The following is a 15,186-nucleotide window of genomic DNA, read 5'->3' as shown; positions in this document are numbered from 1 at the left end:
CTCCTTACAGATGAGCGGCGGCTTTTCGCTCCACGTTCAGCAGATCATACAGCTCATCAAGCGAATGAATTTCATACGTCGGAATGATCCCCGACTCATTTATTTTCTTTCCGGGATTAAACCAGCACGTATCAATTCCCGCCATCTGACCGCCTTTTATGTCCGCGCTCAGTGAATCGCCGATAATAAGCCCGCGCTCGGCAGAAAAACCGGGAATTCTCGCAAATACATAATCAAAGTATTCCTTCATCGGCTTTTGAAAACCCGTATCCTCAGATACAAACACATCTTTAAAAAACGGATACAAACCGGAATCACCCAGCCGCTTATATTGGGATCTTGATACACCGTTTGTCACGATGTATAAATCAAATAAAGGACTCAGCCTTTCAATCAGCTCATAAGCTCCGTCTATCATCTGGTGTCCTTCTTCTAAGTATCGGCGGTACGCCTCATTCATCAGCACGCCGTCCGCCTCGAGGCCGTATTCTTTAAACAAAAGGGCAAACCGTGTATTCACCACTTCATCGCGGGTCATATCCCCCTCTTCAAACGCCTTCCACAACCCTTGATTAATTGCTTTATAACGGGCTTCCACCTCTGGCGTCAGTTCCAGCTTTGAACCTTGAAACAATTTTTGAAGAGCATCGGTTTCTGAAGCGGTAAAATCCAGCAGCGTATTGTCTATATCAAATAATAACGTACGGTAGTGACTCATCGATGTTTCCCCCGGTTCTGCTTTTTTTAACCAGTATACCACTCGCGGACAAGCCGAAAAAGACACCCCTTTAAGAGAGGTGTCTTGTTGAGTTATACAGCGTCTTCTATTTTCGAGTCTTCATCAGACATGCGCTTGCCGATGCCGAACGCATAATAGCTGATCGTCACAATCGCCATAAAAATCACCCCGACGACCAAAGATATCCGCGTCTCTTTGTTAAACCACATGCCGGCCAATACCATGATTAAGAAAGCGATCGTCAAATAGTTTGTAAACGGCGCAAAAGGCATTTTAAACGGATGCTGATCAAGCTCAGCGCCCTTCGCCCGTCTGAAACCGAGATGGCTGATTAAAATAACAAACCACGGAATCATTCCAGGGAGCACACTCGCGCTGTAGACATAGACAAATATTTTCGGAGGCGCGATGTAGTTCAGCACGACACCGATCACAAGTCCGATTAATACTGCGAGCGTACCGAATATCGGCACACCGCTCGATGAAACTTTCTTAAAGAATTTCGGCGCCTGTCCGTTCACGCCCAACGTATAAAGCATGCGTCCCGCACTGAAAATCCCGCTGTTGCAGCCGGACATCGCAGCGGTAATCACAACAAAGTTAATCAAACCGGCTGCCGCCGTAATCCCGACTTTCGCAAATGTCGAAACAAACGGACTGCCGAGTGAGTGAAGCTCATTCCACGGATACACAGTCACGATCACGAAAATCGCACCGATGTAGAAAATCAAAATCCGCCAGATAATGCTCTGAATCGCGCTTCGCAGCGTTTTTTGCGGATCTTTCGCTTCCCCTGCCGTAATCCCGATCAGCTCAACCCCTTGATAAGCCGCAACGACCAAAGACAAAGCAAAGAAAAACCCGGAAAAACCATTTGTAAAGAAACCGCCGTGCGACCATAAATTAGATAATCCGATCGCATGACCCCCGTTGCCGAAACCGAAGAAAATAATGCCGATACCCGCAACAATCATCAGAATAATGGTGACGATTTTGATCATGGCAAACCAAAATTCAAACTCACCGAAAGATTTTACCGAAATCAAATTCGCCGCACCGAGAATGGCCATGGCGATAAGCCCGGGAATCCATGCCGGCAGATCAGGAAACCAATATTTCATATACGAACCGACGGCGATAATTTCAGACATCCCGACGATCACCCATTGAAACCAGTTGCTCCACGCCGTCATATAGCCGGCTAACGGATGTATATACTTATGGCCGAATGTCGCAAACGACCCTGTACTCGGCTCTACATAAAGCATTTCGCCCATCGCACGCATGATAAAAAAGATAAAGATACCCGAGATCGCATAAGCCAGCAGAACAGACGGCCCTGTCCATCCAATCGTGCTGGATGACCCCATGAATAAACCGACACCGATCGTGCCGCCCAGCGCAATCATCTGGATATGACGCGCGCCTAAGCCTCTTTTTAATTCCTTGTTTGCCACTTCGCTTCCTCCTCTTAACAGCTCTGATATATGTGAAATAATGAAGCAGAAGGCGCATCTGTTGAACCTAACTCAATCTTCATTTCCCGCAATATTAGAAATATTCTATCTTCCTATTGTTATATAGTCTCCAATTTCCTTATTCCATCATAATAAATTTTCGTGGAAAACACAATTGTTTTTTTCAGGTAAACACCATGCACCCTAGACCGAAAGACTAAAAATAAAGCGCTTTCAATTTTGTTAAATTGAGAATATTGAGATAATAATTACCGCAGCTTCCGAGAAACAGTATTTCCCGGTAGAAAAGGTTCCACCCCCTATTCTATAAATGTTACTAAGCAGAATGGCGTAAAGCCTTACTCTCTATCATTCTCCCTCTCCTACGCCATCATCCTGCTTACCCCTGCAAAAATCATTCACTAATCGATAAATGCCTCATTCAGCCGCAGCAAAAGCCTGCCGAACATTTCTTTCTCCTCGCCGGACCAATCATCAAGCATGCGATGATATCGCTCAAGACGCATCTTTTTATCAGCTTTTAGCCTCTGTTTGCCAAGCTTCGTAATCGCAAACAGACTGACCCGCCCGTCAGAAGGATCGGAGAAGCGCTGGATCAGCTCCTTCGTTTCCAAGGCCGCAGCCTGTCGAGACAATGTAGAAATATCCAGTTTAAAGGATTCGGCCAATTCCTTTACACGTGCAGGCCCGAATTCATCCAGCTGCCGTAATAGCAGATACGCAGCTCTTTCCAGATGTCCGATTTTACGGTCGGAGTTATCGAGATAAACAGCCCTCCTGATAAAAGTAGTGAGCTCATATTCAATTAATTCAATCGGATCTTGTTTTGACAAACGCCTCACTCCTTACATTGACAACAGCAACATTAGTTGTATAATACAAACATATGCACATTTACTCAGAAAACATATAGAAAGATTTTGCATACATATATTTGTATAGTACAAATATATGTGCCAAAAGTAAAGAAACTTATCGAAGCAACCAGAAAGGGGGAAGCTGCTCTTCTCCAAAGAACAGCATCGTTGTGAAAGTCATACGCATCATACTGCAAATCATTATTTTATTCGCATTTTCCTTTATCGGGGGAGCCGTTCAGCAGCTCTTTCACCTGCCCATTCCCGGCAGTATCATCGGTTTAATCCTGCTCATCATATGTTTATCGGTTAAGATCATTCCCGCCAAAATGATTGAAGACGGAGCCGGATTTTTGCTGTCTTTTCTTCCGCTGCTATTCATTCCGGCCATGACGGGCGTCATCAATTATCCGTCACTGTTTTCCGCCAGCGGGGCGGCCCTGTTTTTAATCGTCGTGCTGAGCACCATCGTCACAATGATCGCCGCAGGGTACGCAAGCCAGCTGTTAGAGCATAAAGCCAATCAGAGAAAGGAGAAAAAGAAGTGCAGCAAGCATGTATCGCAATCCTTATAATTTTGTTCACGGCCGCCGCCTATCTGGCCATGGTGAAATTATATGTACGCTTTCCATATCCCTTTCTCATACCTGTGTTGACGACTACGATTTTCATTATTGCCGTCCTGCTTGTTTTTCATATTCCGTATAAAGAGTATATGGTCGGCGGACAATGGATCAATTCACTGCTCGGCCCCGCCGTGGTGGCTTTGGCATACCCGCTTTATAAGCAGCGCCGGATGTTAATCAAGTATATGTTTCCGATCATCGGCGGCGTATTGGCCGGTTTATTCTCCGGAATGGTCAGCGGCCTGTTATTTGCAGAGCTGTTCGGCATCAGCCGGAGTTTGATTTTGTCTATCATCCCAAAATCAATCACGACTCCCGTCGCCATTCAGATCGCGTCCGGTATCGGCGGTGTTCCTTCCATGACAGTCGTGTTCGTCATGATCGCAGGATTTTCCGGCGTCATCTTAGGACCGCTGCTTCTCAAGTGGATCCGCATCCGCAGCTCACTTGGAAAAGGAATTGCATTCGGGAGCGCCTCCCATGCGCTCGGCACCTCAAAAGCAATGGAATACGGAGAATTAACGGTCTCCATGAGTTCTGTCTCCATGACGCTCTGCGCCGTGTTAGGATCGGTCTTCGGACCTGTCGTAGCATGGATGTTTCAAATTTAAAGCTGGCGGTTCTCCGTCAGCTTTTTTATATGCAGATTATCTCATTTTCTTCCAATATTGATGTTTCATTTGTAAGAAGAATGGTAAAGTAGAAAACAAGGAGGGATTTAAGATGACTGCAGCAATTCCGCAAAAGAAACTGCTGGATGGGACAAGCATTCCCGCGATCGGCTTCGGTACATACGCTCTTCATGGAAACAACGGCGTTCATGCCGTTACCAGCGCCATTGATATCGGCTATCGTCTGATTGACACCGCTTATAACTATGAAAATGAAGGGGCGGTCGGAGAAGCCATCAAGAGAAGCTCTGTTCCGAGAGAGCAGCTATACGTGACGTCCAAGCTTCCGGGACGCTACCATGAATATGACAAAGCTGTACAAACTATCCAAGAATCTTTATACCGCGCCGGTCTGGATTACTATGACCTGTATCTCGTCCATTGGCCGAATCCGAAACAAGACCGCTACACAGAAGCGTGGCAGGCACTGATTGATGCGAAAAAATGGGGCCTGATCCGCTCCATCGGCGTCTGCAATTTCCTGCCTGAGCATATCGAACGGCTCGAACGTGAAACCGGCGTAAAGCCAGGCATAAATCAAATTGAACTGCATCCCGCTTTTAATCAGCAGCAGCAGCGGCAATGGCATGAAGAACAGGGCATCGTGACAGAATCATGGAGTCCGTTAGCCCGTGCCGGTGAAGTATTGAACGATCAAAAACTCGGACAGATTGCGGACAAATACGATAAAACCATTTCTCAAGTCATTTTACGCTGGCATATCCAGCTGGGCGCCATCCCGATTCCAAAATCAGCATCCCCAGAACGCCAGCTCGAAAACATCTCTGTTTTTGATTTCTCCCTTGATGAAAACGACATGAAACTTATCGATTCGCTTACCCGCCCCGACGGACGCATAAACGGCCAAGACCCGGGGGAGTATGAGGAGTTTTAAGCAAGCATATAAAGAAAGCTGACGGCATCATTCGTCAGCTTTTTCTGAATCTCTACCTAGTTCTCAGCTAACAAACATACTGTACATGGACTTCAATATGGCTTAAAAGCCTAACAATTTTAACACTCAGTGTTAGAGCCATAAGGAGTATACCTTTCATTTATTATGGCTAACACTGAATCCTAAATGGAATAATTATTTTAAGTACTCAACTCAGCAATTTTTAAATAGGTTTAGTTCTTATTTTTTCTTTAAGACGGCTGCAAAAAACTCTCTGTTATTTTCATATTCTTCGCCATTCACATCTGCATAGACCTTTTCAAGGTTAAACCCTGCTTCATTCACTTCTATTTCTAAATCTTCAATGCTAAAATGCTGGTTCCAATAATTATAATTCACTAATTTCCCGTCATCGAAAACCAAAACATTTTTCGCCAAAGTAACATTATCAGGATATTTAATTGCAGCATATAAGGTCAGATGTTCCTTATCCGATATCAAGCTGTCCTTTTTTGATAGGAACCACATTAAATTCTGTTCAAATTTTTCATAACTCTTCTCTGATAAGACATCTAACAGAACTAATCCTCCGGGTTTTAAAGCGCGATAGATATTGTTAAGTATTTTTCTTCTGTTGGCCGGACTAAAAACACCATAAATTTGATAAATGAGCAGAGCTGCATCAAATTCACTTTCGATTTCGAGATCAGTAATATCTTCAATCTTATAATCTATTTGCAAATTCAATTTATCCGCTTCACTAATAGCATATTCAATTGATTTTTTATTATAATCTACACCAGTCACGTTGTAGCCTTTTAATGCTAATTTTTGAGAATAGAGCCCAGGGCCACACCCTAAGTCAATAATTTTATTATTACATTCTACTGGTGCTATTTTTGTAATAAAATTCACAGTCTCATCAACAAAAGAGCTCCCTTTGCTGCCACCGGGGATATTCTCATCAAAATGTGATTTCAAAACAAGTTCAGCTCTATCTGGATCAAGCCATACCTCTTGTGTACCTTCTTCAAACGGCTCGGGGTTTTTTGCCAATTCTAATAATTTTTTAATTGTTGTCACCTTCTATAGTTTTTTCATGATTTGTTAGTTATAATCAAGAACTCTTGGGTGCTGATTTAAAGTACCAAGCACCCAAGAAATGATAAACTTGAGGCTTCTCCGACAGTCCAATACAGTGTTCATCATTTACACTTCATTAATTATTCAATGAAGAAAGATTGTTTTAACAATGATTACTTACTGAAGAAACAAAACCGCTAGTTGTTGTTACTGTCCATGTCGTTGTAATTGTCGCATCTACCGCTATACCTTTACCATCTGACTCTTTCTCTAACTTTTGCAATTCTAAAACATCATTCATTTTTCTCACCTCCTTTCAAAGTGTTAACAGACATTCATTATTATTTATTGGGGATAATTTTATTAATTTATCACAACTGGAGTATTTTTTATTTTCGTTTTCGCTAAAAATTTATCTGTGTTGACCAATGGCAGCCAATAAAGTGGATTACTTTTCACAATTCCCATTAATGCTAACACTATACCTGAGCTGCCTGTATAAACATCATCTGATAGTCTATAAGAAAATTGCCCCGGATAAACATAATAATCATTTTTCTCAATTAAAAAGATATTAAGCAGATCCATTACTTCCATTAGAATCTCCTTCTGAACACTCCTATTATAAACCATAGAAGGAATTAAAAGGAAGCTTCCTGCGCCATCAAATAAACCTCCACTAATTGTGCAGCGTGTCTTTGATAGATTTAAAATGGCTCTAAATTCTTCTTTAAATAGATCTTGTCCACTTACATGGTTTAAAAACCAAATTGACACAGCAACTCCAATAGATCCTCCAGAGAGATATGGCAATAATCGGTTTCTATCATCAAAAGTTTGTAACACACCGGTTACATCATCTTTTTTTGTATTTTCCAAGTCTTTCTTTAAAAATAACTCAGCTTCCTCTAAATACCTTTTATTATTGGTTGCTGAATAAAGCGCTGAATAAAACAGAGAGACGCCAGATAACCCGTCAATTAAACCTATACCTACCGCCATCCAGTCATTAACTTTTAATGGCTCCCCTTTAACCTTATTTACCTCAATTAACTTCTCTATCTCTTTCGCAAATTCCAAGTATTCTTTACTTTCCGTCTCAAAATATAAACTGATTAAGAACAGCCCTATTCCTGAAAGACCTGATCGTAAAGAAATGTTGGTTGTTTCATTAACACTATTTCTTAGAATATTCAATTCATTTAAAACAGCTTCCTTATACCCCTTCTCATAAAGCAAAGCCAGCATTCCTGTTTTTCCAGTTAATAAACCATTATCATCGCCACTCGATAAGTTATCCACCAAAAAACTTTGAATCCAATTATCTACATTTTCAGATTTGGTTTTACATCTGGTAAGAATATAGGCAGCACCGCTTCCCCCAGTGAGAAAGTTGAATTTTCCCCCGTTCATTTCAAACTGACGAATGTCACCGTTTACGAGCCTTTCATCATCTGTTAAGTTACTTTCTAAACCCCTTATCAACTTATTAATCACGGAATATAAGTTGATATCCCTTTTCTTGTTATAAAGGTTAACCTCTTGGGGAAGATATTTGTGATAACCTTTTATTTTATCATCACATTTTTTTTGCAACTCTAAGATGAAATTATAAAAAGATTCTCCATAATTCATCTTTATCCAGTACAAATGGTTATCTTGCAGATACCTATCTATATCGTCTGAAGAGAGCACTGGCAGTGCTAAATATCTTACTAACCTCTTTAACCCAAACCAGTCTCTTGACCCCCCTGCTTTCATTTCTTGAGAAACAAACCCGATTGTTGCCATACTAGGTTTTTCTTCAGACTCTACGGGCATTGCAGTCTCAAAATCTATTATCTTAACAGTTAAGTCTTCAGCTACCATCACATTTGCTGGCTGCAAATCACCCATAGCAACCCCATTAATATGCATTTGATCTGTCAGAGCGAAGAGTTGTAACAGTATTTTTTTTATATTCTTAGCATAGTTACATATACTATCGCCGTCTTCATCTCGAAGGAATGGATACTCTTGTGCAATCCATTGTCTCAAATCTCTTCCTTCAATGAATTCCTCTACTAAAAAATAATGTTCCCATTCTTGGAAGTATTCAATTAGATTAACCACACCATGTATGTCCTTAAGCTTTTTTAAAGTATCATATTCAATTTTTTGCCTTTCTAACGCATCTCTGACTCCTCCATCTAACCCAGCATTTGGTCTGGCTTCTTTAATAATAACTTTCAAGTTATCTTTCTTTCGAGTCGCAAGATATACCCCTCCGGCGTTACTGTAGCTCAGTGCAGTAATGATATCATACTTCGCTAAATGGCTTTCCCCCTGTTGTGCTGAGTCTTCAGAATGATTGAACGTATTAAGGTAATCGTCAAAGTCTTTGACAAAGTCAGGGATCTGATAAAACGGTGTTCTTTGATCCTTAATTAAATTACCACTTTCATCTTTAATACAGTGCTCACCATGTTCATTAAAAATAATCTTAAATCCGCCATACCTGTAAAATACATTACTATTTTTCCATCTCTTATCACTTAGTATATAAGGTCCTTTTTTAAAATCTTTTGTTATTTCAGATAAGTCTTGCAACAATTCAACAAAGATTTCTTCATTAGCCGGGTATACCGTTATAAACTTGCCAGAGGAAGCTCGGTTGGCATTTTTTGAATTCATGTTAATAAAACTATGCCTATCCTTTAGGTGTTTAAATTCAATTTTCTTATCCATACAAAAGCGGGCAACCCTATCCAATACACTTTGTGCGTCCTCTAACAATGAAGTTAAATGAATTTTCCACCCCTGCTCTGGTAATGATACACCCTTAACATGATAATATTTCCATACTGAATTACTATCTGAGATAACAGTATATGTATCAGGGATGTCATTTACTTCATATGTATTCATTGCCATCTCTTGTTTTCCGAAATACTCGGAATTTGCTTTCAGATATTGATGATATAACATGTTGCCTTCCATAAAACCCCCCCATTTCATATGCTAAATATTAACCCTTAAGGTCACAAAGTTCTTTATGCAAAGACAACACCTTATCCTGTTATAACTAGATCAGCCGCTAAAATTCTTTTTTATGATAGATAGCTGCGGCTATGAAAAATGAAATGATATATAAGATAACGCCGATCATGAGATATATAATCGAGACATATAAAGAAGGATTTATGTGCAAAAACGACGGCGATAATTGTTTTGCTACATACCCAACGACACTTTGCAATCCAAAGGTAGCAAAAAGTCCCCCCATTGCCCCTCCAATTACAATAGCATCAGACTTTTCCGGGCCTATCATGTAGAGAAGAGGATAAACGATTGCACCGGCAAAGAGAACGATGAACGTTCCAAAAGAGACAATATTCAATATGCCGACAATTTGTTCATCAGAACCCAGGCTGTATACAAAGAAAACGCCATAAGATATTACAGCTCCGATCACAACAACCAAAAGATAGAAGACATAGTGGCTTTGAACAATATTTATTCTGCTGACCGGTAAAGTCAGCACATACTTGTCATAGCCAGACTTACTCTCATACTTTATAACCTCAAGTGCGGGCATGACGACAAACAAAATAATCAGCATAGCAACAAAACGATGCATTGAAGCGTCTCCAAAATAAAAGATGACTGCTGATATCAATATGGCCAACCCCGTGTATGCAAAGAAACTTCGATAAACTAAGTAATAGTTAGTCAATAACAGACCTCTCATGTTTTTCACTCCTCGTTAAAAAGACACTGATTTCTTCTATTGAAATGGTTTTGGCCGTTACGCCATTCGGCAATTTCTGTCGATCCGATACAAGCACACTCCAATAAGATCCATGGTTCCTTTTTGCAAGAACGATATCTTCGTTGAGCTCAGCCAATTGACCTTCATCAACATCTATAACAGTATAGCTTGCAAGAACCTTATCTTTCTCTTCATTTAATAAAATTTCGCCATCTTTCATAATAATGATATGGCTTGCTATCTTCTCAACATCAGACATAATATGTGATGAAAGTAAAATACCGCCGTTGCATTTACTCACAAAGCTTTTTAATTCATTTAACAGATCATCTCTTGAAGAGGGATCAAGCCCTCCCGTTGCTTCATCCAAGATTAATAATTTTGCGTTATGCGACAAAGCAACAGCTACGGATAACTTCATTGACATACCGCGCGAGAATGTATTTACTTTTTTATCCATAGGTAAAGAGAAAGATTGAACCAACCGATAAAAATTGTCTTGGTCCCAAGCACCGAATAGTTTTTTAAATACATGATTCAGCTGCTTTATCGTAAGATGCGCGGGCAGATTCATCGCATCAAATGCGACCCCTATATCTTCTTTGAACTTTATATGTTTATCCAGATTCTGCTCACCAAAGATTTTCACTTTTCCTCTATCTTGAGAGATTAACCCTAATATCGTTTTAAATGTTGTTGATTTGCCTGCGCCGTTATCACCGATAAAACCGACAATGGACCCGGCAGGCACATTGAATGTGACATCTTTTAAAACAGCTTTATGACCAAAAGATTTGCTGAGGTTTCTGACTTCTAAAAGGTTTGACATCATACCACTCCTATCACTGTTGTCAGGACTTTTTTAAGAATTGAACTGGTTCCTTAAGCAATTGCTATTTCTGCAAAAATGATGTTATTTTCATATTTTTATTCATCACAAGTTATTCAAAATGAATCAGGAGTCGTCAAAACAAGAAGGAATTTTAAAGCATTTTTAATCATATTTTGGATGTGTAATCGATTGGATTTCGATTATATAATGGGATATTCATGATGAAAACTAGAGGAGGTGACTTACTTTCCAGAAAAGAAAATATGTATTTTATATTCTATATATGTACAGATTTATATATGCCTGTCTAATAATTGAGGATTCCGTTCAAGAATGAAGTATGTCCTATAAAGGAATCGGACATGAGAATAAAACACCAAAACAAATACTTATTCAAAAACCTTTATTTGAACATTATCATTCTTTACTAATGGTTACATTTATGGATTTTAATTGGAATATATTTATATTATAAAATAGATGTTACTTCTTTTCAATATATATACCGAGATTTCTTTACAATTATAAAAAATCTTTTGTTAACCGAAAAGACATGAACTTCTAAATTTCATACTAAAAACCCCTCTGGCTTATATAAACCAAAGGGGTCAAACTTTCCGACGATATTTTACATTTAAAATTTACCATGAATTATTTATCTTTATTCCACAGTCACACTCTTCGCAAGGTTGCGCGGTTTATCAACATCACAGCCGCGGTGCAGTGCAGCGTAGTAAGCGATCAGCTGCAATGGCACAACAGAAACCAGCGGAGCAAGCGCAGGGTTGACTTCCGGCAGGATGAATCTGTCGTCTGCGTCATCTAAGCCTTTCAGCGAGATGATGCAAGTGTTGGCGCCGCGGGCTGCGACTTCCTTCACGTTTCCGCGGATGCTCAGGTTGACGTGCTCTTGTGTTGCCAGTGCAAAGACCGGTGTTCCTTCTTCGATCAGAGCGATTGTTCCGTGCTTCAGCTCGCCGCCGGCAAAGCCTTCCGCCTGGATGTAAGAAATCTCTTTCAGCTTCAGGGCGCCTTCGACACATACGAAGTAGTCAAGGCCGCGGCCGATGAAGAAAGCGTTTCTTGAAACAGTCAGGTACTCACGCGCGATCATTTCCATTTCGTCCTTCTGGTCGCAGAGGGCTTCCATGGCATTTGCCGCGATACCTAATTCTTTGACTAAATCAAAGCCGATATCAACGCCGTTGCGTTCTGCCGCAACTGATGCAAGGATCGCAAGCACGGCAATCTGAGCCGTATACGCTTTTGTTGATGCAACCGCGATCTCAGGACCTGCATGCAGAAGCAATGTGTAATCCGCTTCACGGGAAAGCGTGGACCCCGGAACGTTTGTAATTGTCAGCGCTTTGTGGCCCAGCGCTTTGACTTGAACAAGCACGGCACGGCTGTCCGCTGTTTCTCCGCTTTGAGAAAGGAAGATAAAGAGCGGCTTCTTAGACAGAAGCGGCATGTTGTAAGAGAATTCACTCGCTACATGCACTTCAACCGGGACGTTTGCCCACATTTCAATATATTGTTTCCCGACAAGACCGGCATGGTAGCTCGTTCCGCAAGCCACGATATAAATGCGGTCCGCTTCCGCCACGGCGTCAGCGACATCGCCGGCCACAGCCAGTCTGCCATTTTCGTCTTGATACGTTTGGATGATTTTGCGCATAACAAGCGGCTGCTCATCCGTTTCTTTTAACATGTAGTGAGGGTATGTGCCTTTTTCGATATCACTGGCGTCAAGCTCAGCGATATAAGACGCACGTGTCATGACTTCACCGTCAAGGTTTTTAATCACGGTTTCGTCTTTTGTCACGATCACCATTTCTTTATCCAAAAGCTCAACGTATTCATTCGTTACTTGAAGCATAGCCATCGCGTCAGATGCCACGACGTTAAACGTATCTCCAAGACCGATTAACAGAGGGCTTTTGTTTTTTGCAACGAAAATGGTGTCTGTGTTTTCGCCGTCAAATAATGCAATTGCGTAAGAGCCTTTTAGCAGAGTGAGTGTTTTTCGGAACGCTTCTTCTGTATTAAGACCTCCCGCCACAAATTGCTCGATCATTTGAACGATTACTTCAGTGTCCGTGTCGCTTTTCAGTTCAACGTGTTCAAGATATTCGCGCTTCAGCTGAACATAGTTCTCGATCACACCGTTGTGAACAAGTGTAAAGCGGCCGAGTGCGCTTTGATGCGGGTGAGCGTTCAGGAAGCTTGGTTCGCCGTGAGTCGCCCAGCGTGTATGTCCGATTCCCGCTTGAGATTCAACCGCGGGATCCACCACTTCACGAAGGTCGGCGATGCGGCCTTTCTCTTTGTACACATGCACGCCCTGCTCGTTCGCCACAGCGATACCGGCAGAGTCATATCCGCGGTACTCAAGCTTCTCTAATCCTTTTAACAAAATCTCTTTCGCATCAAGCTGACCGATATAACCTACAATTCCACACATTTTTTCTTCCTCCTAAAGGTGTAAAAGGAGACGAAGAAAGCCGAATTACAAGGGGACTTTCAATCGTCCCCTCCCACATGTTTTTTTGGAAGATCATGTGATTTCCCTTTGTTCGGAGAGTCGCCCCTCCGGTTTGAAGAAATCCTTACGGCTGTGATCTAAATGAATCAGCCGGGAGGCATCCGCCGAAAATTCGATAACCTCCATCCTCGTCAACTAAGCCGTTTTTCGGGCGCTTAGTTCGGGCGCTGTAATTATAAAAGATGCAAACAATTCCGCCTTCCCTGCAAGTGAAAAACAAAGGCCGAACAAGCTTGATTTTACAGCATGTGCCAAGGACGGTCAATTATTTTTTGCCGCCCCGGCATCATGTTTACTATCATATTATGCTGATCGCACTTGTCTTGTTCGCTCTCTGTTTATAAACTTCGCTACTCCGCTCCCATTTCTGTCCGCACGACATCTACGATTTTTGTGACATATTCGTCACAAAGCTCTTTTGTTCTCGCTTCAGCCATCACGCGGACGAGCGGCTCGGTGCCTGACGGACGCACTAATATCCGGCCGTCTCCGTTCATTTCTTTTTCCACTTCAGAAATAACGGCCTTCACCTTAGCGTTTTCTTCCACCTTATATTTATCCGTCACTTTCACATTTACTAAAAGCTGCGGGAATTTTTTCATTTCAGCCGCAAGCTCTGAAAGGGTTTTGCCGGACGCTTTCAGCGTATTCACAAGCATGATCGCGGACAAGAGCCCGTCACCGGTAGTGTTGTAATCAAGGAAAATAAGGTGCCCTGACTGCTCGCCGCCGACATTATAGCCGTCTTTTTTCATCGCTTCTACGACATAGCGGTCTCCGACTGCCGTTTGAACGCTTTTGATTTCTTCTTTTTCAAGCGCTTTGTAGAAACCGAGATTGCTCATCACGGTTGATACGACGGTATCATCTTTGAGACGGCCCTCTGATTTCAAATACTTCGCGCATATGTACATGATCTGATCGCCGTCGACAATGTTTCCTTTTTCATCCACGGCAATGAGGCGGTCGCCGTCGCCGTCAAATGCAAGGCCGATGTCGGCGTTTTTTTCTTTGACGAAAGCACTCAGCGCTTCCGGATGTGTAGAACCGACGCCGTCATTAATATTTAATCCGTTCGGAGACGTTCCCATTGTAGACACGTCAGCATCAAGATCGGCAAAAAGGTGCGTCGCAATGGAAGATGTCGCACCATGGGCGCAGTCAAGCGCTACATGAATGCCCGTGAAATCTTCGTCTGCCGTCTGCTTTAAAAACTGCAGATATTTTTGAACGCCTTCGAAATAATCGTTCACAAGCCCGAGGTCCGCGCCTGTCGGTCTTGGCAGCTTATCTTCCGGTTCATCCATGAGACGTTCAATCTCGGCCTCCTGCTCATCGGAAAGCTTAAAGCCGTCTCCTCCGAAAAATTTAATTCCGTTATCCTGTACGGGATTGTGAGAAGCGGAAATCATGACGCCCGCCTCAGCATCCATGGCTTTCGTTAAATAGGATACCCCCGGTGTAGAAATGACGCCGAGGCGCATCACTTCAGCTCCGATCGATAAAAGTCCAGCGACAAGGGCTCCCTCCAGCATATGTCCGGAGATGCGTGTATCACGGCCGATCAGCACTTTCGGGCGCTGTTTATCTTTGGTCAGGACATAACCGCCAAAACGCCCCACTTTAAAGGCCAGCTCTGGCGTAAGCTCGCTGTTGGCAACACCTCTTACACCATCTGTTCCAAAATACTTGCCCATTTTGTATCGCTC

General features: G+C 42.1%; 13 protein-coding genes. 3 read left to right on the top strand and 10 right to left on the bottom strand.

The window, feature by feature from the left end; genetic code table 11:
• Positions 1–4: 4 nt before the first annotated feature.
• From ICW23_RS14740 to ICW23_RS14730, 3 genes are all read right to left on the bottom strand, one after another.
• Complete coding sequence (locus ICW23_RS14740; RefSeq protein WP_045926332.1) at positions 5–718, bottom strand: YjjG family noncanonical pyrimidine nucleotidase; 714 nt, start codon at positions 716–718, stop codon at positions 5–7.
• Between the two features lie 92 nt (positions 719–810).
• On the bottom strand, positions 811–2,196 hold the full coding sequence (locus ICW23_RS14735; protein WP_016936906.1) for an amino acid permease: 1,386 nt from the start codon (positions 2,194–2,196) through the stop codon (positions 811–813).
• Between the two features lie 422 nt (positions 2,197–2,618).
• Positions 2,619–3,050 (bottom strand): MarR family winged helix-turn-helix transcriptional regulator, encoded by a 432-nt coding sequence (locus ICW23_RS14730; RefSeq protein ID WP_016936907.1) that lies wholly within the window; start codon positions 3,048–3,050, stop codon positions 2,619–2,621.
• 194 nt (positions 3,051–3,244) lie between these two features.
• On the opposite strand from ICW23_RS14730, the gene ICW23_RS14725 reads away from it, so the two are divergent.
• The 3 genes from ICW23_RS14725 (at position 3,245) to ICW23_RS14715 (ending at position 5,266) form a co-directional block, all read left to right on the top strand.
• On the top strand, positions 3,245–3,649 hold the full coding sequence (locus tag ICW23_RS14725) for a CidA/LrgA family holin-like protein (protein ID WP_016936908.1): 405 nt from the start codon (positions 3,245–3,247) through the stop codon (positions 3,647–3,649).
• Positions 3,619–4,311: an LrgB family protein gene (locus ICW23_RS14720; RefSeq protein ID WP_016936909.1), complete on the top strand. Its 693-nt coding sequence runs from the start codon at positions 3,619–3,621 to the stop codon at positions 4,309–4,311. Before ICW23_RS14725 ends, ICW23_RS14720 begins: the two co-directional genes overlap by 31 nt.
• Before the next feature lie 112 nt (positions 4,312–4,423).
• Positions 4,424–5,266 carry an aldo/keto reductase gene (locus tag ICW23_RS14715; RefSeq protein WP_188154695.1) on the top strand — a complete coding sequence of 281 codons (843 nt, stop codon included), beginning with the start codon at positions 4,424–4,426 and terminating at the stop codon, positions 5,264–5,266.
• A gap of 240 nt (positions 5,267–5,506) precedes the next feature.
• Here the strand turns inward: ICW23_RS14715 and ICW23_RS14710 are convergent, their stop codons facing one another.
• From ICW23_RS14710 to glmM, 7 genes are all read right to left on the bottom strand, one after another.
• The gene (locus ICW23_RS14710; RefSeq protein WP_188154694.1) at positions 5,507–6,349 is read right to left on the bottom strand and encodes a class I SAM-dependent methyltransferase; all 843 of its coding nucleotides are present in this window, start codon (positions 6,347–6,349) and stop codon (positions 5,507–5,509) included.
• Positions 6,350–6,512: 163 nt separating this feature from the next.
• Positions 6,513–6,650 carry a class III lanthipeptide gene (locus ICW23_RS14705; protein ID WP_188154693.1) on the bottom strand — a complete coding sequence of 46 codons (138 nt, stop codon included), beginning with the start codon at positions 6,648–6,650 and terminating at the stop codon, positions 6,513–6,515.
• Between the two features lie 62 nt (positions 6,651–6,712).
• Positions 6,713–9,328 (bottom strand): class III lanthionine synthetase LanKC, encoded by a 2,616-nt coding sequence (gene lanKC, locus ICW23_RS14700; RefSeq protein ID WP_188154692.1) that lies wholly within the window; start codon positions 9,326–9,328, stop codon positions 6,713–6,715.
• Positions 9,329–9,425: 97 nt separating this feature from the next.
• Complete coding sequence (locus ICW23_RS14695) at positions 9,426–10,079, bottom strand: ABC-2 transporter permease (RefSeq protein ID WP_188154691.1); 654 nt, start codon at positions 10,077–10,079, stop codon at positions 9,426–9,428.
• The gene (locus ICW23_RS14690) at positions 10,057–10,929 is read right to left on the bottom strand and encodes an ABC transporter ATP-binding protein (protein ID WP_188154690.1); all 873 of its coding nucleotides are present in this window, start codon (positions 10,927–10,929) and stop codon (positions 10,057–10,059) included. The genes ICW23_RS14695 and ICW23_RS14690 overlap by 23 nt, the downstream gene beginning before the upstream one ends.
• Positions 10,930–11,593: 664 nt before the next feature.
• Positions 11,594–13,396 (bottom strand): glutamine--fructose-6-phosphate transaminase (isomerizing), encoded by a 1,803-nt coding sequence (gene glmS / locus ICW23_RS14685; protein ID WP_045926342.1) that lies wholly within the window; start codon positions 13,394–13,396, stop codon positions 11,594–11,596.
• A gap of 431 nt (positions 13,397–13,827) precedes the next feature.
• The gene (glmM, locus tag ICW23_RS14680) at positions 13,828–15,174 is read right to left on the bottom strand and encodes a phosphoglucosamine mutase (RefSeq protein ID WP_016936920.1); all 1,347 of its coding nucleotides are present in this window, start codon (positions 15,172–15,174) and stop codon (positions 13,828–13,830) included.
• Positions 15,175–15,186 lie beyond the last annotated feature (12 nt).

The sequence above is a fragment of the Bacillus sp. 1021 genome (genome assembly GCF_014534735.1).
GTDB lineage: Bacteria > Bacillota > Bacilli > Bacillales > Bacillaceae > Bacillus > Bacillus siamensis.
Note: the sequence above shows the minus strand (reverse complement) of the source record. Positions and strands in the feature narration are given on the sequence as shown.

Excerpts from the sequence above, each read along its gene's own strand:
- lanKC (WP_188154692.1), bottom strand. The coding sequence starts at position 9,328 with ATGGAAGGCAACATGTTATATCATCAATATCTGAAAGCAAATTCCGAG.
- ICW23_RS14690 (WP_188154690.1), bottom strand. The coding sequence starts at position 10,929 with ATGTCAAACCTTTTAGAAGTCAGAAACCTCAGCAAATCTTTTGGTCAT.
- ICW23_RS14740 (WP_045926332.1), bottom strand. The coding sequence starts at position 718 with ATGAGTCACTACCGTACGTTATTATTTGATATAGACAATACGCTGCTG.
- ICW23_RS14715 (WP_188154695.1), top strand. The coding sequence starts at position 4,424 with ATGACTGCAGCAATTCCGCAAAAGAAACTGCTGGATGGGACAAGCATT.
- glmM (WP_016936920.1), bottom strand. The coding sequence starts at position 15,174 with ATGGGCAAGTATTTTGGAACAGATGGTGTAAGAGGTGTTGCCAACAGC.
- ICW23_RS14695 (WP_188154691.1), bottom strand. The coding sequence starts at position 10,079 with ATGAGAGGTCTGTTATTGACTAACTATTACTTAGTTTATCGAAGTTTC.
- ICW23_RS14705 (WP_188154693.1), bottom strand. The coding sequence starts at position 6,650 with ATGAATGATGTTTTAGAATTGCAAAAGTTAGAGAAAGAGTCAGATGGT.
- glmS (WP_045926342.1), bottom strand. The coding sequence starts at position 13,396 with ATGTGTGGAATTGTAGGTTATATCGGTCAGCTTGATGCGAAAGAGATT.